19 protein-coding genes and 2 tRNA genes are annotated in these 23,638 nt (G+C 44.2%); 8 read left to right on the top strand and 13 right to left on the bottom strand.

The window, feature by feature from the left end:
- The first annotated feature begins 285 nt into the window (after nucleotides 1-285).
- Entirely contained in the window at nucleotides 286-1,515 is a 1,230-nt protein-coding gene (locus ACH0AB_RS07355) for a toxic anion resistance protein (RefSeq protein WP_406877742.1), read from the top strand.
- 79 nt (nucleotides 1,516-1,594) lie between these two features.
- On the opposite strand, the gene ACH0AB_RS07350 is transcribed toward ACH0AB_RS07355, so the two are convergent.
- From ACH0AB_RS07350 to ACH0AB_RS07335, 4 genes are all read right to left on the bottom strand, one after another.
- Nucleotides 1,595-2,752: a 5-(carboxyamino)imidazole ribonucleotide synthase gene (locus ACH0AB_RS07350; RefSeq protein WP_406877757.1), complete on the bottom strand. Its 1,158-nt coding sequence runs from the start codon at nucleotides 2,750-2,752 to the stop codon at nucleotides 1,595-1,597.
- A gap of 155 nt (nucleotides 2,753-2,907) precedes the next feature.
- Entirely contained in the window at nucleotides 2,908-3,213 is a 306-nt protein-coding gene (locus ACH0AB_RS07345; RefSeq protein WP_083102070.1) for a hypothetical protein, read from the bottom strand.
- Between the two features lie 324 nt (nucleotides 3,214-3,537).
- On the bottom strand, nucleotides 3,538-4,176 hold the full coding sequence (locus ACH0AB_RS07340) for a MarC family protein (protein ID WP_406877741.1): 639 nt from the start codon (nucleotides 4,174-4,176) through the stop codon (nucleotides 3,538-3,540).
- Between the two features lie 142 nt (nucleotides 4,177-4,318).
- Nucleotides 4,319-6,100 (bottom strand): ABC transporter ATP-binding protein, encoded by a 1,782-nt coding sequence (locus tag ACH0AB_RS07335; protein WP_406877755.1) that lies wholly within the window; start codon nucleotides 6,098-6,100, stop codon nucleotides 4,319-4,321.
- A 387-nt stretch (nucleotides 6,101-6,487) separates the two neighbouring features.
- Between ACH0AB_RS07335 and ACH0AB_RS07330 the strand changes: the two genes are divergently transcribed.
- Together ACH0AB_RS07330 and ACH0AB_RS07325 are read left to right on the top strand one after the other, a co-directional pair.
- Complete coding sequence (locus tag ACH0AB_RS07330) at nucleotides 6,488-8,308, top strand: acyl-CoA dehydrogenase C-terminal domain-containing protein (RefSeq protein WP_406877740.1); 1,821 nt, start codon at nucleotides 6,488-6,490, stop codon at nucleotides 8,306-8,308.
- 101 nt (nucleotides 8,309-8,409) lie between these two features.
- On the top strand, nucleotides 8,410-9,315 hold the full coding sequence (locus ACH0AB_RS07325; RefSeq protein ID WP_406877739.1) for a polyprenyl synthetase family protein: 906 nt from the start codon (nucleotides 8,410-8,412) through the stop codon (nucleotides 9,313-9,315).
- On the opposite strand, the gene ACH0AB_RS07320 is transcribed toward ACH0AB_RS07325, so the two are convergent.
- The 3 genes from ACH0AB_RS07320 to ACH0AB_RS07310 form a co-directional block, all read right to left on the bottom strand.
- Nucleotides 9,316-9,942: an RDD family protein gene (locus ACH0AB_RS07320; RefSeq protein ID WP_227715564.1), complete on the bottom strand. Its 627-nt coding sequence runs from the start codon at nucleotides 9,940-9,942 to the stop codon at nucleotides 9,316-9,318.
- 318 nt (nucleotides 9,943-10,260) lie between these two features.
- A tRNA-Arg gene (locus tag ACH0AB_RS07315) sits at nucleotides 10,261-10,337 on the bottom strand.
- Nucleotides 10,338-10,440: 103 nt separating this feature from the next.
- Nucleotides 10,441-10,530, bottom strand: a tRNA-Ser gene (locus ACH0AB_RS07310).
- A gap of 336 nt (nucleotides 10,531-10,866) precedes the next feature.
- On the opposite strand from ACH0AB_RS07310, the gene ACH0AB_RS07305 reads away from it, so the two are divergent.
- Together ACH0AB_RS07305 and ACH0AB_RS07300 are read left to right on the top strand one after the other, a co-directional pair.
- Nucleotides 10,867-11,676 (top strand): hydroxymethylpyrimidine/phosphomethylpyrimidine kinase, encoded by an 810-nt coding sequence (locus ACH0AB_RS07305; protein WP_406877754.1) that lies wholly within the window; start codon nucleotides 10,867-10,869, stop codon nucleotides 11,674-11,676.
- Between the two features lie 10 nt (nucleotides 11,677-11,686).
- Nucleotides 11,687-13,339 carry a phospholipase D-like domain-containing protein gene (locus ACH0AB_RS07300; protein WP_406877737.1) on the top strand — a complete coding sequence of 551 codons (1,653 nt, stop codon included), beginning with the start codon at nucleotides 11,687-11,689 and terminating at the stop codon, nucleotides 13,337-13,339.
- Nucleotides 13,340-13,371: 32 nt separating this feature from the next.
- Here the strand turns inward: ACH0AB_RS07300 and ACH0AB_RS07295 are convergent, their stop codons facing one another.
- From ACH0AB_RS07295 to ACH0AB_RS07275, 5 genes are all read right to left on the bottom strand, one after another.
- Nucleotides 13,372-14,004: a YggT family protein gene (locus ACH0AB_RS07295; RefSeq protein ID WP_050324582.1), complete on the bottom strand. Its 633-nt coding sequence runs from the start codon at nucleotides 14,002-14,004 to the stop codon at nucleotides 13,372-13,374.
- 105 nt (nucleotides 14,005-14,109) lie between these two features.
- Nucleotides 14,110-14,949: a pyrroline-5-carboxylate reductase gene (proC, locus tag ACH0AB_RS07290; RefSeq protein ID WP_406877736.1), complete on the bottom strand. Its 840-nt coding sequence runs from the start codon at nucleotides 14,947-14,949 to the stop codon at nucleotides 14,110-14,112.
- A gap of 209 nt (nucleotides 14,950-15,158) precedes the next feature.
- Nucleotides 15,159-16,601: a tRNA lysidine(34) synthetase TilS gene (tilS, locus tag ACH0AB_RS07285; RefSeq protein ID WP_406877735.1), complete on the bottom strand. Its 1,443-nt coding sequence runs from the start codon at nucleotides 16,599-16,601 to the stop codon at nucleotides 15,159-15,161.
- Nucleotides 16,602-16,737: 136 nt separating this feature from the next.
- On the bottom strand, nucleotides 16,738-17,547 hold the full coding sequence (locus ACH0AB_RS07280; RefSeq protein WP_406877734.1) for an acetyl-CoA carboxylase carboxyltransferase subunit alpha: 810 nt from the start codon (nucleotides 17,545-17,547) through the stop codon (nucleotides 16,738-16,740).
- A gap of 125 nt (nucleotides 17,548-17,672) precedes the next feature.
- On the bottom strand, nucleotides 17,673-19,196 hold the full coding sequence (locus tag ACH0AB_RS07275; protein WP_188875506.1) for a Ppx/GppA phosphatase family protein: 1,524 nt from the start codon (nucleotides 19,194-19,196) through the stop codon (nucleotides 17,673-17,675).
- Between the two features lie 494 nt (nucleotides 19,197-19,690).
- Here ACH0AB_RS07275 and trxA point away from each other — a divergent pair, with 494 nt between their 5' ends.
- Together trxA and rho are read left to right on the top strand one after the other, a co-directional pair.
- Entirely contained in the window at nucleotides 19,691-20,014 is a 324-nt protein-coding gene (trxA, locus tag ACH0AB_RS07270) for a thioredoxin (RefSeq protein WP_036589854.1), read from the top strand.
- Between the two features lie 406 nt (nucleotides 20,015-20,420).
- Nucleotides 20,421-21,689 (top strand): transcription termination factor Rho, encoded by a 1,269-nt coding sequence (rho, locus tag ACH0AB_RS07265; protein ID WP_060994528.1) that lies wholly within the window; start codon nucleotides 20,421-20,423, stop codon nucleotides 21,687-21,689.
- 123 nt (nucleotides 21,690-21,812) lie between these two features.
- On the opposite strand, the gene ypfJ is transcribed toward rho, so the two are convergent.
- Nucleotides 21,813-22,697, bottom strand: coding sequence for a KPN_02809 family neutral zinc metallopeptidase (gene ypfJ / locus ACH0AB_RS07260; protein WP_312536122.1), 885 nt, complete (start codon nucleotides 22,695-22,697; stop codon nucleotides 21,813-21,815).
- A gap of 569 nt (nucleotides 22,698-23,266) precedes the next feature.
- Here ypfJ and ACH0AB_RS07255 point away from each other — a divergent pair.
- Nucleotides 23,267-23,596, top strand: coding sequence for a hypothetical protein (locus tag ACH0AB_RS07255; RefSeq protein WP_050324576.1), 330 nt, complete (start codon nucleotides 23,267-23,269; stop codon nucleotides 23,594-23,596).
- Nucleotides 23,597-23,638 lie beyond the last annotated feature (42 nt).

Below are 23,638 nucleotides of genomic sequence, written 5' to 3'. Positions count from 1 at the left end.
TATTACCAAGAATTTTAAAAAATAAAAGCCCAACTAACTGTTGGGCTTTCGTTTTTTTTAACATGTGATTAAAAAAGTTTTTGTCACGCTGTCATATTGACGTAGCATCATAAAAAAATCATTCGTCAAACACGCATGGAAAAAATGATTACCCAAATAGAACAACAAATGAAATAATTCACCAAGATAATCAAACTAGCGTTAGCTCAAACCGCTAAAATACAAAGACAAATTAAAAGGCAAGTTAATATACAAATACCAATATAGACAACTCAAGGATATATCATGCCAGAACTCACCCCGCCAGAAACCAGCCCTGTCATCAGCCTTGAAGCGCCGCAACCCGTTGCCGTTGTGCCACAAGACGAAGCCGACCAACTGGTCAAACTTGACCTAACCAAAGTGCCTGAACTTGATGCCAAAGTGAACGATTTTGTGATGCATGTATTACAAACCCCTGTCAACACGTCAGTATTCGATGAGAAAGTCAACGCCATTCATCAGCTGGGTAGTACCGAAATTCGCGCTTCCGCGCAGATTGCAAATCGCATGCTTGATCGTCCTGCCAAAAGCATGGATAAAGCCTTATTTGACAACTCCCCGATTGCCAAATCCTTGACTGAGCTACGCAGCGTGGTCGAAGACCTAGATCCAGCCCGACAAGGTTCGCTGTCAAGTCCACGCAAATTTTTGGGCATCATCCCAATGGGCAAATCCGTACAAGATTATTTTCGCAAATACCAATCTTCGCAAACCCATATCAATGCCATCATCGAAAGCCTGTATCACGGCAAAGACGAACTGATGAAAGACAATGCTAGTATTGAGCAAGAAAAGGTCAATATGTGGGCACTCATGCAGTCGCTGCGTCAATATATCTACGTCGGTAAAAAAATTGATGAACGTCTAGAGCAAAAAATCGGTGAGCTTGAAGCCACTGACCCTGAAAAAGCACGCGTGGTCAAAGAAGAACTGCTGTTTTATGTCCGCCAAAAAAACATGGATTTTTTGACCCAACTGGCGGTGAACATCCAAGGGTATTTGGCGCTTGATATGATTCGCAAAAACAATCTTGAACTCATAAAAGGCGTTGACCGTGCCACTACTACTACGATTTCGGCGTTACGTACTGCCGTAATGGTATCACAAGCGCTGAGCAGTCAAAAACTGGTGCTCGACCAAATCAATGCGCTTAATTCAACGACCAGTAGCTTGATTGAATCAACGTCAGTCATGCTCAAGCGCCAAACCGCGCAAGTGCATGAGCAAGCCAGTGGCAGTTCAGTGGACTTGGAAAAACTGCAAAAATCCTTTAACCATATCTATGAAACTATGCATGCGATTGACGCCTTTAAGGTCAAAGCACTGGGCAATATGCAGCAAACGCTCCATGTACTGACCCAAGAAGTTGACCGCGCACAAACCTACCTTGACCGCACCAATCGCCAAACGGTGAGTGAGGTTGCCAACGAGCTGCAAATTGATGAGGAGAAACTGGGTAATGTCAAACTTTAATCCCCGTTTGATTTGACTATGAGCAACCTCACGGATGAGTGCGGTGTTTTTGCTGACACATAGCTTTAGTTACATGGCTTTAGTCAGACAATTTATTGGGTAATTTTGCAACCACTTGCGCGACCGTGTTATCCAGTTGACTGCTATCGCTCGGCATCACTGTGATATGAGCGATTTTTCGACCTTCACGTTCTTCCTTGTCATAGTTATGGACATGCACGCCAGCGATGGATAGGACTTCGTCCAGTTTTGGGTATTCTCCGATGACGTTCAGCATAACAGAGTGTTTGACGATGGCTGTGTCTCCCAATGGCAACCCTGCCACCGCGCGCATGTGATTTTCAAATTGACTGGTTACCGCGCCTTCAATACTCCAGTGCCCTGAGTTGTGCACACGGGGTGCGATTTCATTGGCTAGCAATTTTTCAGCGCCGCCTTCAGAAGTCACAAATAATTCTAACGTCAACACGCCCACATAGTTTAAATGTTCGAGCAATTTTTTGATATTACTTTGGGCTTGTTCGGTCAATTGCTCGACGTTCGGCGCAGGTGCGGTTGATTTTGCCAAGATACCATTGCTATGTTCATTTTGCACGAGCGGATAATAGCGGATTTCACCGTTTTGGGCGCGCACTGCAATAATAGATACTTCGCGCTCAAAATGAATAAAGCCTTCGGCAATGAGCGGCGCTGTTTTGGTTGCGTCGCCAAGTTCTGCCCACGCGGTGTCGATTTGGTCAGCGGATTTGACCACAAACTGCCCTTTGCCATCATAGCCCCCGCGTGTGGTTTTGAGCACCAAAGGCAATCCCAATTTGTCGGCGGCATCTTGGATATCGGCTTTGCTATGCACTGCCATAAAGGGCACGGTGGCGATATCTAATTGGTTAAATAAGTTTTTTTCATTTAACCGATCTTGTGCCACCGATAGCGCAAATGACGATGGGTACAAGGTTTTGTTCGATTCCAAAAACTGGGCAGGTTTGAGCGGGGTGTTTTCAAACTCTAAAGTAAAAATATCACAGCTTTGGGCAAAATCTTCAAATTGCTCGCTACTAAACACTTTACCCAGTAAGCGTGCGGGGCAATTGGCACTATCCTCCAAAAACACGCAGCGGATACCGAGTGGCAATGCTGCTTGCGCCAACATCATACCCAGCTGTCCGCCACCTAAAATCCCAATGGTTTTGACAGGATAATTGGAATGATTGATGGTATAAAAATTGGCGGTTTGCATAGGCATGGTGGCGGCTCTTTTTGATAAGTGAAACACAGAAGAAAAATTATGGCTAATTATAAAGGATTTGCCCACAAATAAAAAATCCAAGCACAAAAAAACCCATAAGTCTTTACTCTTATGGGTTCAACAAATCAATGAATAGGCTTTACGCCTTAACTGTAATGCACGGGTTCTTCGTCATACACATTGGCATGCCACTGCGAGAGCTGCTTTTGCATTAAGGTTTGAATGGCCGCATGAATCATGCTTTGACCAATCAACTGGGTATCATCCCCTAACAGTTCTTTCACTTTGTCAGAAAATTCAATACTTACCAAGTCTTCTGATTCGTCATTCGAGGTACGTAGTACCATCTTGCCATCATCTTGCTCGACAAACTCTAGCATCATCGCTTCTGCTTTGGCATCCTTTGCCGCTTGCAGTAGGCTTTGGTAATCTGATTTTGTATCTTTTTGCATCGTTGCTCCTCAATCTTTTATCCGCCCCAATGACTACTTTGGTTACTACCTTAATAACTCTCTTATGAACTAGTCTAAGCAACCTGTGAGTCACCCTGTCATATCACTTTAATCAACGTAGCATGGTTTAACACTTGCATCTCTTTAAAAGCCTGTTGACAGCTTATTAACAGGGTTTGGCATATTGCATGATTATTAAAATGGCGACTTTCACGGTAAAAATCAAGCATAATTTATGATATTAACACAGCCACTACAATACATAATGCTTAAGGGTTGCTGTGATAAATTATTTAGCGAACCATGTAGCTTGAAACATTGAACTTATAACAACTGCGGAAATACGCTTTTTAAGCCGCCAACAAAAATCTCTACCGCAACGGCCGCCAGTAGCATCCCCATGATACGATTGAGCACGTTCAGCCCGGTATCACCTAAAAAACGACTCACCTGCCCCGCTGCCATAAAGCTTAGATAAGTAATAATACTGATAATCAAACCTGCGGTGATAATCGCTAGCATATTAAAATAACTATGTCCGCTTGCGGCATAAATAATCACGGTAGAAATCCCACCTGGACCAATCACCATCGGAATCGTCAATGGCACCACGGCAGATGCCGCCCCTTGGAACGCCACCCCATTTAAATCCCCTGATTTGCCGACATGCGGTTTGGCAACATTGCCAGCACCATTCATCATGCCAATGGCAATAATCAATACCAAGATACCGCCTGCGATACGAAATGACCCAAGCGAAATCCCCAGCACCTTTAAGATAGGCTCGCCTGCCAACGAAAATATCGCGATGGTCACAAACACGGTAATGGCTGAAATCAGTGCAACTTTGCGAGTTTGTTGTCGATTGGCCTCTTTGGTGATATCAATAAATAACGATAAGGCGGCAAATGGATTGACCAGTACCACCAGTGCCAAAAATATTTTTAAGACTTGAGATTCCATGAGTATTGACTAACTTGTTGGATGAAGTTGGGTGAATATGACAAAACAGTTATGGTAGCATAAATTTAAGTCAGCAGGGTTACGGCATTAATCCGCTTACGGCTACCAGTACGCATGCTAAGCCTGCATGATGAACCCGAAATTAGTGGCTGTCTAACGTTAGGGTGATTTTATCAAGATTTAAACTATCGGACATGGCATTAAAAATCTCATAGTATTTGCCTTGCTTGCGATACAGTTCATCATGCGTACCTGTCTCCACCACGCGCCCTTGCTCGATGACCACCAAATCATCAGCGTCAATAATCTGCGCGATATTGTGCGACACGATAATCACAGTGCGGTTTTGTTTGATTAAATCCAAACTACGCTTGATTTGCTGGCTGGCAATAGCATCTAGACTTGCGGTCGGCTCGTCCAAAAAGACAATTGGCGGATTTTTGAGAAACATACGTGCCAGTGCAATACGCTGCTGCTGTCCACCTGACAAGGATTTGGCTTCGCTTTGGTAGCCTTTGGGCAGTTGGGTAATTTGTTCATGAATGGAGGCTTGTATTGCTGCCTGCTCAATCTGAGCTTGACTGGCAGTTAAATCGCCATAACGAATATTTTCTTCAATAGTCCCGCCAAAAATATGGTTTTTTTGCAACACCAAACCGATTTGTTGGCGTAGCTCATGGGTATCATAGTCTTGCAAATCCTTGCCATCGAGCAAAATTTGCCCCTGCGTGGGCTGATAAAATTTTACCAACAGATTGATAATGGTGCTTTTACCTGCGCCACTCAGCCCGACCAACGCGGTAATTCGGTTGCGCCGAATGCGAAAACTGACATCCTGCAAGGCTTGGTTGCCGTTGGGATAAACAAAATCCACGTGCTGAAGTTCGATATCGCCCTGCACCGTCGCAGGATTGACACCGCCTACCACTTCGATTTGGCTATCATCTTCTAAGATATCAAAAAACCCTTCAGCATAAGTCAGCGCATCATTGACCTCATCGTAGATACGATGCAACTGGCGAATCGGCGATGCCACGTTTTGAAACAACAACACATGAAACATAATCATGCCAATGGTCATCTGCCCATCAAGCACAAAATATGCCGTTAAAATAATAATCGCCACCACACCAATCTGCTCGATAAAGCTTTTGAGTGCATCATAGCCAAAACCAATACCGCGCGTTTTGAGTTGGTTATCGGTCATCTCTTTTTGAATGGCAAAATGTTTTTGCACTTCAATCGGTTCGCGGACAAAGGATTTGATCACGGTAATAGCGTTAATGAGCGAAATGATTTGCTCGCTTTTGCTCTCCCGGTAGTGGCGCATCTGCCGACGAAAGCCTTGCAAGCGCGTGGCTTGCTTTTGACTGATATAAAAATAAATCGGCACAATCACCAGCCCTACCATCCCCACCCACACATTGGCGCTAAACATCACTACCAGTGCTACGATCGCATTGGCAAATAACGGCAACATATCAATAAAAAAGTTTTGCACCAAACGCGTCAGACTACTGACACCCAAATCAATGCGCGTCTGCAGCTTACCACTGTCGTTATCAGGGTGGGTATAAAACCCCATGCGGTAACTTAAAATACGCGCCACGACTTTTTGCGATAAATCTCGGGATAAATTAATACGGATTTTTTCACCAAAATAGCGCTGTCCAAAGCTGATTGCCGCGTATAACAGTTCTTTGAGCAGTAGCACGATGCTAATAGTCGTGAGCAGTTTTGCACCTTCCTGCCACGGCTCGCTGAGCTTGACAATCTCGGTCAAATGATCGACCGTGTAACGCAGTACAAAAGCATTGACCTGTGCGGCAAATGAACCAATCACCGTAAGTAGCAGCGTCGCTATGATTAGTGAGTGATAAGGTTTTGCAAAAACGGATAATTTTTTGATAATTGACCACAGCACGGCGCCGCGTTCGCGTTTGTTGAGTGATGTCGGTGCAGGTTTGCCTGGCAGTGTCGACGTGTTAGGGAGCGATAGATTAGGGGATGGATTGGGAAGATTTGGCAAGAGTGGCTCACAAATGATTTTTCAATACGTTTGGTTGTTTAATATCTTTGGCAAAGTGTAAATAAAACGAGTGCGCTTAAGGTAGTTGGTAATTGTTGCATTCTTGTCCATGCAAAGATTTGAACTACAAAATCATAAAATAATTTTATGATAATTGGTATTATTTATGAATATTTATTATGATTTAAAGCTTTTAGTGGCAAATACCTTTATACTGAGCGGACTTATTTTTACCTTTCCCTTTTTATCTTAGTTAATAGCCTATTAAAAGGATTTCAGTGTATGCCATTATCATATAAAGCCCCCCTGCGTGATATTCGCTTTTTAACCAATGAAGTATTTAATTACCCCGAACACTATAAAACCTTAAAATCTGGTGAAAATGCCGATCCTGAAACCGTGGATATGATGCTTGAAAGTTTTGCAGATTATTGTAGCAATGTGTTGATGCCACTATACCAATCAGGCGATGCTGAAGGCTGCCATTTTGACAAGGGTGTTGTCACTACGCCAAAAGGCTTTAAAGAAGCTTATGATATGTTCGTTGAAGCTGGGTATCAAGCCATACCGTTTCCTGAAGAATTTGGTGGCTTGAATATGCCAATGTCTGTTAACCTCATCAAAAGTGAAATGATGGGCACGGCAAACTGGGCATTTGCCATGTATCCAGGACTGTCGGTGGGCTGTATGAATACCATCATGCAATACGGCACCCCTGAGCAAAAAGCCACTTATATGCCAGGCTTGGTAGAAGGTCGTTGGTCGGGCACCATGTGTTTGACTGAACCACAATGTGGGACCGACTTGGGTCAAGTTAAAACCAAAGCCATCCCACAAGAAGACGGTACTTATAAGATTAGTGGTACTAAAATCTTTATTTCAGCCGGTGAACATGACCTAACAGAAAATATCGTGCATATCGTATTGGCACGCCTACCTGATGCGCCTGAAGGTACCAAGGGTATTTCGTTATTTATCGTGCCAAAATTCTTGGTCACAGAAAACGGTGAGATTGGTGAGCGCAATCCCGTTAACTGTGGCTCAATTGAGCACAAAATGGGTATCAAAGCATCAGCAACTGCAGTACTCAACTTTGATAATGCCACAGGCTATCTAATCGGTGAGCCGAATAAAGGCTTAAAAGCCATGTTTACCTTTATGAACACTGCCCGCCTAGGTACAGGTATGCAAGGCTTAGCGCATATGGAATTGGCTTTCCAAAACTCATTGCCCTATGCCAAAGAACGCCGCTCAATGCGTACCCTATCAGGTACCAAAGAGCCAAATCAAGTGGCTGATGCGATTATCCATCATGCCGATGTTGCGCGTATGTTACTCACCCAAAAAGCCTTCTCAGAAGGGGCTCGCTCAATGATTTATCACGCATCACGCTATGCTGATAAAATGTTTGAAGGAGCGATGCTCGGTGACGATGCTGAATTCCACAAATGGGATGATAAATTGGGCTTTTATACCCCAATACTCAAAGGCTTCTTAACTGAACTAAGCATTGAATGCGCCAAACATGGTATGCAAATCTACGGCGGTCATGGCTATATCAAAGAATGGGGCATGGAACAAATCGCTCGTGACGCACGTATCTCAACCTTGTATGAAGGCACCACAGGCGTACAAGCGCTTGACCTATTAGGTCGTAAAGTGTTAATCCAATCAAAAGGCAAAGTGCTACTGGATTACACCGCCAATATCATGAAATGGTGTAGTGAATACGCACTAGACAAAGGAATGCGTAAATTCGTTTGGGAATTGACCAAATACTGTGCAGAGTGGAATACCCTTACCACACGTATTATGCTCACGGCTCGTAAAGACCGTGAAATCGTCTCAGCGGCATCCGATGATTACTTAATGTACTCAGGCTACGTCATCATGGGCTATCACTGGGCACGTATGGCAGCGGTAGCTTATGACAAGCTCAAAAATGGCGGCAGCGAAACCAAAGAATTCTATGAAGCCAAAATCAAAACCGCTGAGTTCTATTTTGAAAAACTATTGCCACGCGCCTCAGGTCACTCAGAGAGCATGTTGGCACCAAGCGAGTTAATGGCGATGGATTTAGATAGCTTTAATTTCCTAGACTAATGCGTTAAACTTGTTGCGCCATTTTACAAAAAGGCTGCTCAACCTTAATGGGGGCAGCTTTTTTATTGCTCAAAATTTTAACACATACAAAAGAATTGATTATGGAATTTACTGCTTTTTCGCGCCAAGTCATTGACCAACTAGAATCTGATATTCCCGCCTACCTCCAAGCCTGCAAGTTACCCTCGCCGCTGCATGAAGCAAGCCTATACGCGATGACCAATGGCGGCAAACGGGTACGTCCTTTACTGGTTGCAGCAACTTTTGCTACGATAAAAACCGACAACAGTCTTGCCCACCCATCCCATCAATTATCTAATGACGTGCGCCGTGCCATGGTGGCGGTGGAGTGTCTACACGGCTATTCGCTGGTGCATGATGACTTGCCTTGTATGGATGATGATGCGCTGCGCCGAGGTCGCCCTACCACCCATATCGCCTATGGTGAAGCTGCTGCCATGCTTGCCGGTGACGTGCTACAAACCTTGGCATTTGAAGCCCTGACCCATACGTATTTTGGTGAAAACAGTGAGTTTGCTACCCCGCTATCTGCTACGTTTGCGCCACGGGCACGGCGGATGGTCATGGGGCAAATGCTGGATTTAAATGGCGAGCACCAACAGCTTAGCCAAACTGCGCTTGAAGCCATCCACCGTGACAAAACAGGCGCGCTCATTGAAGCTGCAGTATTGATGGGTGCCATCTGTGCCAACGCGACTGACAGCGAGCGGCAAGCCCTCAATAGCTTTGCCGAGCAGATTGGTTTGGCTTTCCAAGTACAAGATGATATTTTGGATGTGACTGCCGATACCGAGCAGCTTGGCAAACCCGCGGGTAGTGATGAGAAATTGGATAAATCCACTTATGTCAAACTACTGGGCGTGGAAGCTGCCAAAACCTACGCGCAAAGCTTATTTGATGCCGCTAAAAATGCGGTGATTGCTGAATTTGGCGATGATAACTATTTGCTCGATTTGGCAGACTGGTTGTGGGCGAGAGACAAGTAATTATTTCTTTCTAAACCCAGCAAACAAGCCTTCGTGGTTAATTTTTGGCATTTTCATGGTCACGGTGTTTGATAGCAAATCATGCAGCGCCAAGCCTTGCTTATTGACCCATGCAAACCAATAATTAAACAATAGCCCGATAAACATACTAAAATACAGCGCACCCACCGACTGGTGGATGAGATAGCCTATCATCCCGCAGACCACGGGTAATAAACACGCGGCTAATATCCGCATCATCGATTGCCGCCAACTCAGCAATGAGCCATCACGGTTCATGGTTTTGAGCCGCCAAGTCTGCATGCCAAGCGTCTGCCCTGCCTTACGCCAAAATACCCCATAAAACCCAACCAAGATAATCACGAAGGCGGGGATTTGCACAATATTACGATACCATAGCGGTAATGTCGCCGCTTGCTTCATATCCGTCCCTGCCAAACCTAGCAGTTTAGTCCCCAATACAATCAGCAACATCTGCACAAAAAATAGCATCGCCAAAATCAACATACCATCATACAGCATAGCAATCAGCCGAGTAGCCGCTTTTGCCATCACCGGTTGTTGTTCTGGCAATGGCGCTGATGGCAGAGATTGCGGCTGGCTGTTGGTTTTAGCTGTTTTTAACATTGGGGTTTCGGTCTTAGGCATAGGTATGGCGGGCGAATGATGGTAGCAATTAATAAGCGAAATTGTAGCCTAAATACAACCAAAACGCTATGACTCAAACGCCAACTAGCAGCGCATGGCTTAGATAAACATAACTGGGATAAACATAACTCAGATCAACATAAATGGGATGAAAATGGCTTAGGCAATAGTGAGGTAGTGATGAAAAAAACGGAACGGCAAAATAACCCGCCGAGTAATATGAGGCATAAAAAAATAAGGCATAAAAAAAATCGCCTGAACTCAAAGAGTGGCGATTAATTTTAACAAAGTAATTAGTGGTGCGCTTGGAGGGAGTCGAACCCCCGACCCTCAAGTTCGTAGCCTGATGCTCTATCCAACTGAGCTACAAGCGCTTAACTAATGTCTTCATTTGAAGTGGGCGCTATTATAAGTTAGAATATTTATTTTGTCAAACTTTATTTTAAATAATTTTAAAATTAATTTTGATTTGATAAATGGCGGTGACGGAGGGATTCGAACCCTCGATACAGTTTCCCGTATGCAGCCTTAGCAGGGCTGTGGTTTCAGCCACTCACCCACGTCACCGAATTGGTCTTACTTATCTATAACACCGTACAATAATTTTAGTCAATGTCGCCATTAACCACAAGCATTGTGGGTGGGCATTATAACAAACCAATCCAAATTTGCAAGACTTTTTAAAAAAATTATGTGAGAATAATTGCAGCACCCAGGCAGTGGCACCGTGCCTACCTATAACCCAGTCGCTGTTTATGGCTCAGTCGTTATGTGATAATCTGTTTGAAAGTAATGATTAAAAAAACCATTTAACCAATCCTTTATGAGGATTGATAACCAGCCTGTGAGAATCTTATGTCAACCCCTGCTACCCTTGCCCCTATTTTAGCACCCAGCATGACACTGCGCCCCACTGTATTGTGTTTTTCGGGGTTGGATCCATCAGGTGGCGCAGGCTTACAAGCGGATATTGAGTCGATTGGGCAATCAGGGAGTCATGCAGCGATTGCCTGTACCGCAGTGACTGTTGAAAGTTCACAGCAAGTTTTTGGGTTTGAGGCATGCGCAAGTGAGCTGGTAAGGGCGCAAGCACTGGCGGTGCTCAATGATTTGCCTGTCAAAGCCATCAAGTCAGGGATGCTTGGCACTACTGACAATATTGCGATGCTCGCGCAGCTTTTCACCGATGGCAGTATTGCAACAGGTACGCCGTATGTGCTTGACCCGGTACTGGTGGCCAATAGTGGCGGTGCTTTAGGTGACAAAGACACTTTGGTGGCTGCCTTTGCCCAGTTGACCCCTTTTGCGACCCTAATGACCCCTAACAGCATTGAACTGCGTGATTTGACAGGCATCGACAATCTACACGCCGCCGCCAAAGATTTGTGTCAACAAGGTGCCAAAGCAGTGCTAGTCAAGACATCTCACGATAGCCAAGCCTCTGGTATCGAGCAGTATTTATACATTAATGACAACCAAACCTGCCGACTGGCATACCAAGCGATTTTGCCAAGACTGGCGGGTGAATATCACGGCTCAGGCTGTAGTCTGGCAAGTTATATCGCAGGTCGCTTAGCACTAGGTGATAAGCTTGTGACAGCGGTACAATGCGCAGATATTTGGACACAACACGTGCTCAAAGTCGCTGACATTGTCCACCCTCATGGTCAACGAATTCCCAAGCGCTTTCATTACAGCTCAATGCTAGGTTAGGCAAGCTACTATGGGGTTATTATTGGAGTGGTCGATTGTTAAGACGTTGCTATTGCAGCTAGGTGTTATCGCCCATTTTCTCATCACGCTTTGGCTAGTTGTGCGGGTTATTCAACAGCAGCGCCACCAAAGCGTGGCAATTGCTTGGATTGCGGTGTTATTTGCCCTGCCTATTGTTGGCATCATCGGTTATATGTTATTTGGTGAAATCAATATTGGGCATCATTATCGTAAGCGCAGTTTGATGGCGCAAAAATTACTGCGTGACTTTGCCAATGCTCAGCAGATTGATTTTAATGAGATTTCCAAAAACTTAGATACCGAAGCACGGCAACTGAGCAATATCGCCCTACTAAAAACTGGGCTTGGCGTGTATGACAATCATACGCTAACGCTGATGACAGACGCTGACCATATTTTTGCCAGTTTATTAGCCGATATCCGTGCGGCAAACACGATGATTTTGCTAGAGTTTTATATTGTGTCGCCACAAGGCCGGGTGATTGAGTTATTAGAAGCCTTGATGGAGGCTACCCAGCGCGGCGTATCCGTGCATTTGCTCGCTGATAGCGTTGGCAGTCATGCGTTTTTTCGCAGCCAGTGGGTAAACAAACTCAAAGATGCGGATGTCTTTGTGCATGAGTCGCTGCCCGTGGGTTTGTTCAAAACTATTGTCAAACGTATTGATATCCGCAACCATCGTAAGCTGGCTATTTTTGACAATTGCTATGGCTATACGGGAAGTTTCAATTTAATCGACCCCGATTTTTTCAAACAGAACGAGCATGTGGGCAAATGGATTGATGTCATGATACGGGTGGAAGGTCATGATACCGTCAATTCGGTGAAAGCCATGGCACTTGTCACGACCACGGATATCAGCGCAGAAACCAACGCCAATTTTTCCGGCCTTAAAAAAATCGTTAATCGCTTTACCAAGTCGTTCTATACCCAGTCGCTGTATATTGGCACCTCAAAGCTGCATCACCGCAAATTACAACGCGTGGCTAACTCTCGCGGGTTAGGTCAAAACGCTAACACTGGTGCCCCTAAGCCGCCCCTGTTGAACATTTTGCCGCTGCAAAGCGACCTGCAAGCTTACCCGTCGGTGAGTCAAGTCAGCTTGCAGCTGATTCCATCGGCGCCAGAATTAACCGGGCACGTCATCTACGAAACCTTGGTGTGTGCGATTTTTGCCGCCAAAAAACAAGTGGTTATTACCACGCCTTATTTTGTGCCAGATGATGCGCTGCTGCTTGCCATCACTACCGCTGCCAAGCGTGGGGTCAAGGTTATTTTAAATGTACCCAAAAAAGTAGATTCGCTGTTGGTACGGTTTGCTTCACAGGCTTATTTTGAGCCACTGTTGTCAGCAGGGGTGCAAATTTATCTGTTCAATGCAGGCTTGCTACATGCCAAGATTTTGTGCGTGGATGACGATTATTGCTTGTTTGGTACCGTCAATATGGATATGCGCAGTTTTTATCTGAATATGGAGGTGAGTATGGCGATTTATAATCGTACCATGACCCAGCAAATGCTCACTTGCCAGCATGAATACCTGCAACAAAGTGAGCCATTACAGCGCGATGGGTGGCAGCAGCGTAGCTTTGGGGCAAAATTCTTGGACAACGCTATTCGCCTGTTTAGCCCACTGCTTTAAAGCTTACTCATTTAATCGTCGTTTGGGAAAGACTAGAGGGTTAATAGATAAACACCTACGGTTTGCACCAAGGTTTCTAGCAAAATAATCAAGAAAAAACCCAACATAGGTGCCAAATCAAGCATGCCTGTGGCAGGTAATACTTTGCGAAATGGCTGAATAATTGGCTCACTAAGCAGGGTGAGCAGGCCAAAAATCGCTGGCATTTTTTGGGTAAAAAGCATCACCCAACCCCCGATAAACGAGCCAATAATGATGTACTGACACATTCTTAAAAAATCAATCAGCAAGGTCACCGCCGCCACAAAAAACATCATGACAGGTGAAAAATGCCGCGATAGATAATCAACCATGGCTAAGTTCACTTCTGGCATATAGAACAGCCCAATATTTTGACTATCAATGCGCATCATGCCAAGCACGCCCCAAATAAAAATCATCCGCAGCAAAAATAGCAGCACCAAACTTGCGGTATTGATTCTGCCATCGCCTAGGGTTGGGAAAATACGTCCAAACACATCGACAATACGTGTCATACGATAAATGGGTTTGGCAAACGCATCCTTTGCAGTAATGCCAGCAAACTGCAGCATAAATCGAAAGAAAACCAGTATCATCGCCGCCGCGACGACGATATCAAACAACCCTGCCAAAAGATTAGTCATGCCCTGTGTTTATCCTTATTTGCTGCTTACACACTTGTTAACGATAAGCCGTTAAGATAGTCAATTAAAATTTACTGTTGTAGCCAATGTTGGAACCAAATCGAGTTATTTGCCAAACGCTTGGCTTAGCTCACGGGAGCGCTGCTCACATGCTAGCATGGCATCGGCAATAATTTGATGCATTTTTTTGTCATCCATCACTTCAATTGCCGCTTGGGTAGTCCCATTGGGCGAGGTCACTTTACGACGCAGCTCAGCTGGCGTATCATGACTGGTCAATGCCATTTGCGCTGAGCCCAATGCCGTTTGCATCGCTAAAGCCGTTGCTTGGGTTTGGGTCAGCCCCAATTTTTCACCCGTGGCAATCATGTTCTCTAACATATAAAAGAAATACGCAGGCGCTGACCCTGAGATAGCGGTCACGGCGTGTAGTAGCTCTTCGTCATCTACCCATAACACCAGTCCTGCTGCGGACATCACTTGCTGCGCAAGCTGCTGCTCCGCCTCGCTAACCCCGGCTGTCGCGTACAAGCCTGTGGCACCCATTTGAATCATCGCAGGGGTATTTGGCATCGCCCGCACTAGCTTGACTTGCGGCCCCAACCATTCGGCTAAACTATCGGTACCAATCCCTGCGGCAATTGAAATAACCACTTGCTCGCCCCAGCTGTCTTTGATTGGTAGTAGCACATCTTTAATGACCTGTGGTTTGACGGCTAGCACGACTACATCAGCTTTTTCGATGGCGTGCTTGGTATCATCGGTATTGCTCGCATTGTAAGTATTTAACCCTTGAGCTTGAAAATCCGCTAACTTCTCGGCATCGGTTTCTACCACATGCAGCAGGCTAGTTGGTTGACCTTTTGCTAATAGCCCTGCAATGAGGGCAGAGGCCATATTACCGCCACCAATAAATGCGATATTAAGAAAAGTTGTGGTTGCCATAGATGTCCTTTGTAGTCATTTTTTGTAGGGTGACGAAAGCAGTTAGAAGAAAGCAGTTAAAGAGTTCGCCCTCGCTATTATTCGCAAATAAGTCTACCATACCTACTGAAAATTTTGATGACAAATTTACACAGTGTAAATTGGTGTGCATGGCGCAAATTCAAGGGATTATTGGTGGTTTGATAGTCTTAGTCCATGACAGTCTTAAATCAATGAGACTCACCATCAAGACTGTCTGCCCAAGCCAAGTGCCACGGACAAGCTGCTTGGGTAGCCAAATTCAGCTCACGGGCATCTGCCAGCCAAACACTGATATTCGGCAATAATAAAGCGAACCGTTTTGGTGTTTGAGATGCAATGAGTGCCTTTTCTTTGTTGTCCTCTAGGATGACCACTTTGGCAAATTGTCGCTCCCAGCTAGGAATATCAAATCGTTGGCACAGTTTTTTAAACGATTGGTGAAACGATTGTGACAATAATTGAAAAGACTCATTGGGCAACACGGCTCTGCTAGCAAGCGCCAATTCTAGAGATAGCCCCACAGATAATCCCACATCGGCAGTCAAATTGGCTAATACCTTGTTGTCTGACTTGCCATGAATCGCCTTTACATAATCGGCATCAAGGCGGTATACCGTATCGCGGTATTTTCTAATTTCAATCCCCTGCCACTGCAAAATGGCTTGCTGGTCTGTTTGCACTGATTGTAGTAACTGCTCAATTTGTACAATCAATTGCCGAGTGGGGGCAAATTTTTGTGAGCCTTTGACCCAATGATGTAATAGGTTAAAGCGTCTTGCTTGGCTCAATGATTTTAGATTGGGGATATGCAAACATTGCTGATGACTTGTCCAGCCATTTGACCACTGACATAGCGCCAAATCTTGTTGATATTGCTCCTCGACTATACGCTGGGCTTCGATTAAGTTTTGCTGGGTGCGGGTGATATTTTGCACTACCTTATGAAAGCGCTCACCCAATAGTGGCAAAATCTGATTACGTAAAAAAGCGCGCTGATTAGTTACGCCAAAATTGGTAGGATCATCGACATAAGGGATGTTTTGCGCTGCTACAAAGTCGCTAATCTCATCACGCGTTACCCCGAGCAACGGACGCCATAACCAAATGGGTGTGCCAAATTCGTGTTGCACCCCAAACGCCGTCATCCCTGTCAGCCCTGCCAACCCTGTTCCTTGGCATAGGTTCATCAACAAGGTTTCCACCTGATCGTTAGCGTGATGCGCCAAGGCAACAATGGCATTTTCGCCTGCAATCTGTATGATGGCACGATAGCGAGCGGTTCTGGCTTGTTGTTCATTGATTTGTTGTTCTTGGCTGATTGTGCTATCGGCTCCATAAACTTGCTGCGATTGCCAATCGATACAAACGCTGTCATAGTCGATGTGGTGCTTGTGGCAATAGCCTTCTACCAGTTGTTGCCAGTCATCACTGACTTTTTGCAATTTATGGTTGATATGAATCACATGAATCGGTAGTTGTAGCTGCTGACAGGCGAACAGTAATGCCATCGAGTCTCGCCCGCCACTGCACGCAATATAAATTCTAGTGGCAGCCTTGGGGTGCGGGTTGATATGGGTTTGATAACTTTGTTTAATCGCTTCAATGACAGGTGACATAGGGACAGATGACATAGGGATAGAAGACACAGTGCTCAAGCTCATGCGGCAAGAGAAAAACAAGGGAATAAAACAAATGCGATAAAATAATGGGCGCCTCAATAAACGCCCATGAATCATTAAAAATTAAAATAGGTTAAATCACTGACAATCAAGCAGAGGCTTTTGGTAAGGACACCGTAGAATTAAAGCTCATCAGTTTTTCATAGCGTTGTTGCAGACGCGTTTGCTCATCAAGCTTTACCAGCGCCGCTAGCTGATGCTCGAGCGTGGCTTTAAGGTTGGTCATAGCGACATCGCTGTTAATATGCGCGCCCTCGCCTTCCCCAATGACTTCATCAATCAAGCCAAGGGATTTTAAATTTGTCGCACTGAGTTTCAACGCCTCACTGGCTTGAGGCGCTTTTTCAGCCGTTTTCCACAAAATCGATGCACAACCTTCTGGCGAAATCACAGAATAAATGCTGTTTTCTAGCATATTGATACGATCAGCGACGCCAATCGCCAGGGCACCGCCTGAACCCCCTTCACCGATTACCGTGGCAATCACAGGCACATTCAAGGATGAAAATACCGCAATACTTTGGGCAATCGCTTGGGCTTGACCACGCTCTTCTGCACCTACGCCAGGATATGCGCCTTGGGTATCAATAAAGGTCAACACCGGCAATTTAAACCGTTCTGCCATTTGCACCAGTCTAACTACTTTGCGGTAGCCTTCTGGGTTTGCCATACCAAAATTGTACTCAATACGCTCACGGGTACTGCGACCGCGATGTTGACCAATCAGCATGACAGGCTGGTCGTTGAACATCGCCATACCCCCCAAAATCGCTTTATCATCAGCATACGCGCGATCCCCTTGCAGCACATCAAATTCCGTGAACAGCTGGTTGGCATAATCCAAAAATAATGGTCGTTTTGCATGACGTGCAAGCTGTACTTTTTCCCAAACACTCATTGTCGTTATTCCCTTGTTTTACTGCAACTGTTGTCATCTCAATATCGTATGACAGACCTAAGCTCTTAATTTAAAATTTAAAAATTTGCTTAGCCATTTGTTTAACTATTTACTTAGCCATTTGCTTACCCAATAGCTGGCTCGTAGGTGGTAATGGATAAGCTCATGCCCCACTTTTGCCAAATATCAATTTCATCTTGCAAATCTGATAGCACAAGACTTGCGTTATCATCGGCTAAATTTACCAAAACTTCCCAAGTATGGTTATCTTTAGCCGCTAGCTGAATCGGTAGCGTATCATGTTTGCTACGGCTGTGATGCACCAGTACCGCTAGGCGTAAAATCAGGGTTAAATACACCAGATTGTCACCGCCGACCATTTTGACTTCATCATAACTATCAGGTTTTAATTTACGGCGATGATGCATCACTAGCTGCGACAAGCGTGTTTTATCGACTTGTGAGAACCCATCAATATCCGAATTTTCCAGCAAATAGGCACTGTGCCTGTGATAGCTACTATGGCTGATGGCAAGACCAATTTCATATAAATAGGCACCACGGCGAAGTAAATCCGCGTCTTCTTCATCAAGCCCCAAGCGATTTCTCACTTGGTCAAACAGCTGCTGCGCGGTACGTACCACACGTTTTGCTTGTTTTCTATCGACCGAATAACGCGTCATCAAGGCTTGTACACTGCGATCGCGCACATCTTCACTGGCAAAACGCCCGAGCATGTCGTACATGACGCCTTCACGCAGCGCACCATCTGAATAAGAGATGGTATCAATGCCCAAAACATTCATTGCTGCCAACAGCACCGCGACACCAGCCGGCAGCACTGCTTTACGGGTGTCTTTAATATCGGCAAAATCAATATTGTCGATATGTTTTGCTTTAATCAGTAATTTTTGGATTTCTTTGACACCGCTGTAGGTCACACGAGCATTTTCATCGGCAAGTCCAAGTTGCACCAAAATTTGATTGACCGCTTTAATCGTACCACTTGAGCCCGTGACACTGTCCCAGCCCGTTTTTTGGTACAAGCGGCTAATACCAAGCACTTCTTTTCTCGCCGCAGCAATCGCTTTTTCAAACGCTTTCTCGGTGATAGCGCCATCAGTAAAATAGGATTTGGTAAAGGCAACACAGCCCATCTGTAGGCTTTCAGTCAAAATCGGGTCAAAGCCTTTTCCAATAATAAACTCCGTCGAACCACCCCCAATATCAATCACCAAACGTTTATCGGTACTGGCATTGGTATGAGAAACTCCCAAATAAATTAGACGCGCTTCTTCTCGCCCAGCAATGACTTCCAAGGGTTTGGGTAAAATTAAATTGGCTTGTCGAATAAATTCATCCGCATTCTTGGCTTGGCGCAGGGCATTGGTAGCCACAATCCGTAACCGCTGTGGGGAGACAGCGTCTAGTCGTCCGACAAAACGGGTCAAACAATCCAGCCCGCGTTTTTGTGCCTCAAGCGACAAATAGTTGTTTTCATCAAGTCCAGCTGCAAGCTGCACTTTTTCTGACATTGATGCTAATTTGCGTACTTCCCCATGGTCCAACCGCGCGATGGCAAGATGAAAGCTATTTGAGCCAATATCAATGGCGGCCATAAGTTCGTTGTTAGCAAGTAAGTCAGGCATATTTCACTTATTGTTGGTTAAAGTCAATAATTCGATTAAACACCATTTTACGCATTTTCAACCCTGAGTAAAAGCCATTTTATTGCAACTGCCATTTTTTCCTCCCCCCATGCCTGTCCATCAGTGAAAAAAATTGACTTTAATATTTTCTAAAAACTTCTATCGTTACAATCATTTAGATACGATTAGTTAGATACCATTAATGTTTCTTATCATAACTATCAAAACAATTAACCATACCCATACCCTGTTTTGGGGTTGTGTTATGCTAAGATGACCCTATCATAATAAGCACTATAAAGTAATTTGCCGTTGGGTGTCTGTTTAATAGATTTCACTATCCTATCATTGTTTCTATCACTGTTTGATTGTATCCAATATTAAGATTTTTTTATTAGGCAAAAACAGGCACTGGGCAAAAACAAGCGTTTGGGTCATTACTTAACCGTAATCCAAAACCTAACAGTTAACAACATCAACACGTAGGAGTTACTATGTCTTCAGTTATTCATGCCGATGAAGGTACTTTTGAAAAAGCAGTACTACAATCAGATACCCCAGTATTGGTTGATTTTTGGGCAACTTGGTGTGGTCCATGTAAAGCCATTGCCCCTGTATTAGACGAGCTTTCTTCAGAATATGAGGGTAAAGCGCGAATTGTTAAAATCGACGTTGACCAAAATCCAAACCTAGCTGCACAATATGGTATCCGTAGTATCCCTACCTTATTTATGTTCAAAAACGGTGAAAAAGTGGATGCTACTATGGGTATGCAACCAAAAGCCCAATTGACTGCTCTTATCAACAAACACTTATAATCGCTAGGGTAAGAATCACTAGCGTAGGTTAAATTGAATTTTTATATTGGTAACGGTATATTTTTTTGATAATTACCAGTGAGATTCGCCGCGATTTTGATACTTGTGAGTAAAAAAATCGCGGTTTTTTATGCCCATACATTGACAAATGAATATGTCAAGTCGTATAGTGTGTCTCACAAAATAACTATCTTATCGATATGCTTAACGTTACGTTAGCAGGCATTTACTATTATTTGGTTTAGTACTTGGTATTGTCTGTTTGCAACGCTCAGTTAATCATTTCAAACGTTTCTATTTTTTTCTCTTTATATTCTCTTCACACCCTACTGTCTTAAAACGATGCAGCGCCTTTGCTCGACTCACGTTTTGAGGTGGTTCAAAATTAGTTATTGATGATTTACCTATGAATTTGACTGAACTCAAGAAAAAATCGATTGCTGAATTGTTGTTGATTAGCGAGCAAATGGGTCTAGAAAACATGGCCCGTAGTCGCAAACAAGATATCATTTTTGCTATTTTAAAAACCCACGCCCGAAACGGTGAAGCTATCTATGGGGATGGCGTGCTTGAGATTTTGCCCGATGGCTTTGGTTTTTTACGATCGTCGGAAGGCTCTTACCTAGCGGGTCCCGATGATATCTATGTGAGTCCGAGCCAAATTCGCCGTTTCAATCTCAAGACGGGTGACTCAATCGCAGGGACGATTCGCCCACCCAAGGATTCTGAGCGTTATTTTGCCCTATTAAAAGTTAACGAAATCAACTTCGACACCCCAGACCGCTCTCGCCACAAACTGATTTTTGAAAATTTAACCCCACTTTTCCCCACCCAGCAGCTTCGCTTAGAACTGGGTAACGGTACCACAGAAGACTTAACCGGCCGTATCATTGACTTGATTGCCCCGATTGGTAAAGGTCAACGCTCAATTATTGTCGCCCCACCAAAAGCGGGTAAAACTGTACTGCTACAATCTATCGCGCAATCCATCACCAAAAACAACCCAGAATGTTATCTCATCGTGCTGCTCATTGACGAGCGTCCTGAAGAAGTGACCGAGATGCAGCGTACGGTGCGTGGTGAAGTGGTCGCATCGACCTTTGATGAGCCGCCAACCCGTCATGTACAAGTCGCCGAAATGGTGATTGAAAAAGCCAAACGCTTGGTTGAGCACAAACAAGACGTGGTGATTTTACTTGACTCCATCACACGCCTTGCCCGCGCTTACAATACTGTATTGCCTTCATCGGGTAAAGTATTGACTGGTGGGGTGGATGCCAATGCCTTAGAACGCCCAAAACGCTTTTTTGGTGCCGCGCGTAATGTCGAAGAAGGCGGTAGCTTGACCATTATTTCAACCGCTTTGATTGACACAGGCAGTACCATGGATAAGGTGATTTATGAGGAGTTTAAGGGGACAGGTAACCAAGAAATTACCCTTGAGCGAGACATTGCCGAAAAACGGGTATTCCCTGCCATCAATATCAAAAAATCGGGCACTCGCCGTGAAGAGCGTTTGATGGATGAAGCGATGTTACGCAAAGTATGGATTCTGCGCAAACTGCTACACCCCATGGATGAACTACAAGCTACTGAGTTTTTGCTAGAAAAACTTAAAGACTCAAAAACCAATGATGAATTCTTTGAGCAAATGACGCGTAAAGATAAATCTTAATTGTGTTAACTCCTAATCGTTTTAATTAGCTGACTTATAAAAATAAAAAAGCTCAACCTGGTGTTGAGCTTTTTGTTGGTGTCTTTTTTATTGGCGTGCTTTGGGCTTAAATCGCACCGCTACTTAAATTGCACCACTAAAAGTGTCGCATTGGTTGATATCACCCGATTTTAGACCGCGTGAAAACCACGTCATACGTTGTTGACTGGTACCATGGGTGAAACTATCAGGCACCGCTGCTCGACCACTGGCTTGAGCTAAACGGTCATCACCGATTTGCTCCGCCGCATTCATCGCTTCTTCAATATCGCCTTGCTCTAAGAATTGAACACGTTGTTGGTTACGGTTTGCCCAAACACCCGCAAAACAGTCCGCTTGTAGTTCTTGTCGCACTGATAAGTTGTTGGCTTGTGCTTCAGTGGCACGGCGACTGGCTTCATCTACTTTTTGGCTAATACCTAACTGATTTTGTACATGGTGACCCACCTCGTGAGCAATCACATAAGCCTGTGCAAAGTCACCTGCTTTACCTTGGTTTTGTGCATCACCTGAGCCATTTTGGTCACCTGTAATACCCAATTTTTGGCGCATTTCTTGGAAAAAACTGGTATCAAGATAGACGCGTTGGTCAGCAGGACAATAAAAAGGCCCTGTCGCTGAAGACGCATTACCACAACCCGAGCGTACCATGCCATTAAATAACACCAACTTAGGCTGTTGGTATTGCATATTGTTTTCACTAAAAATTTGACCCCAAACTTCTTCTGTGTCTTTTAGCACCACTGAGGCGAATTTTTGGTCGCGGTCAGCCGTTTGCTGGTCAAGGGTTTGTTGACCACTACTATTTCCACCTGTGATTGCAGAACCTGTCTGCATAGCAGTCATAGGATTCATACCAAATACTAGCCACAAAATCAACCCAATGATAATACTACCGATACCGCCGCCCACGGCTTTACCGCCGCTGACCAATACATTTGAACTACCACCACGATCTTCCCACTTCATATCAATACCTCCTTAAATATTGTCTTGCTTTTATAATATGCTCATTTTGGCATTGTAGCATTTTGCCTAAAAATTACTGTGTGAAATCGTAGTTTTATACAGATTTTTGAAAATAAACCCTAATAATATGCAACTAATGTAACTTATCTACCCATCAAAGCCTTAGAAATCTTATTAAGATTAAGCAATTATCACCATAAAAAATTATTTTTTAACTATATCCAATAGACCGCTAAAACAAAAAAAATTTGTAAATTTACAAAAATAAAGATATCTTTGCCATATTTTTATGCGTATAATACGACATTTTCCGCGAAAAGCTAAAAAAGATATCTTTTTCGTGCGATATCAATAAATCTAAAAAGTTGTATTTGTGATTGCGGTGTTATTTTGTTACAACCTTTTATCAGATTTATTATATTTTTTTATGCGAAAGTTATTCTATCTTGACTAAGTTTCCGCTACAATATTGCCAGTTTCATGTCCCGTGTGTCTTTAATTCTAAATAAACCGTTTATTTAGAGTATCGTCGAGTGAATACGGGGTTATTTTCTTTAGGAGAACACGTAATGAACGTTAAATTAATCGCTGTATCGAGTTTAGTTGCTGCATCTTTAGCTATGACTGCATGTAGCAAAAAAGAAGAAGCTGCACCAGCTGCTGCCTCTACAACTGCTTCAACTACAGTTGCTTCATCAACTACTACTACCACTGTTGAAGCTTCTGCACCAGCAGTAACTGCATCTGCTGCAACTGTTAACGCTTCTACTGTTGTTGTAGACACTGCATCTGCTGCTGCACCAGCTTCAGCTGTTGCTGACGCTGCTAACCAAGTTGCTGATGCTGCCGCTTCTGCTGCTGCAACTGTTGCTGACGCTTCTGCATCTGCTGCAAAATAATCAGTTTTTTAAACTGAACAAAAAGGAAACCCGAGCGGTTTC

This window comes from Moraxella sp. 179-F 1C4 NHS (assembly GCF_045370505.1).
Classification (GTDB): Bacteria; Pseudomonadota; Gammaproteobacteria; order Pseudomonadales; family Moraxellaceae; genus Faucicola; species Faucicola tetraodonis.
The sequence above is the reverse complement of the archived record's forward strand: the minus strand, read 5'-3'. Positions and strand labels throughout refer to the sequence as shown.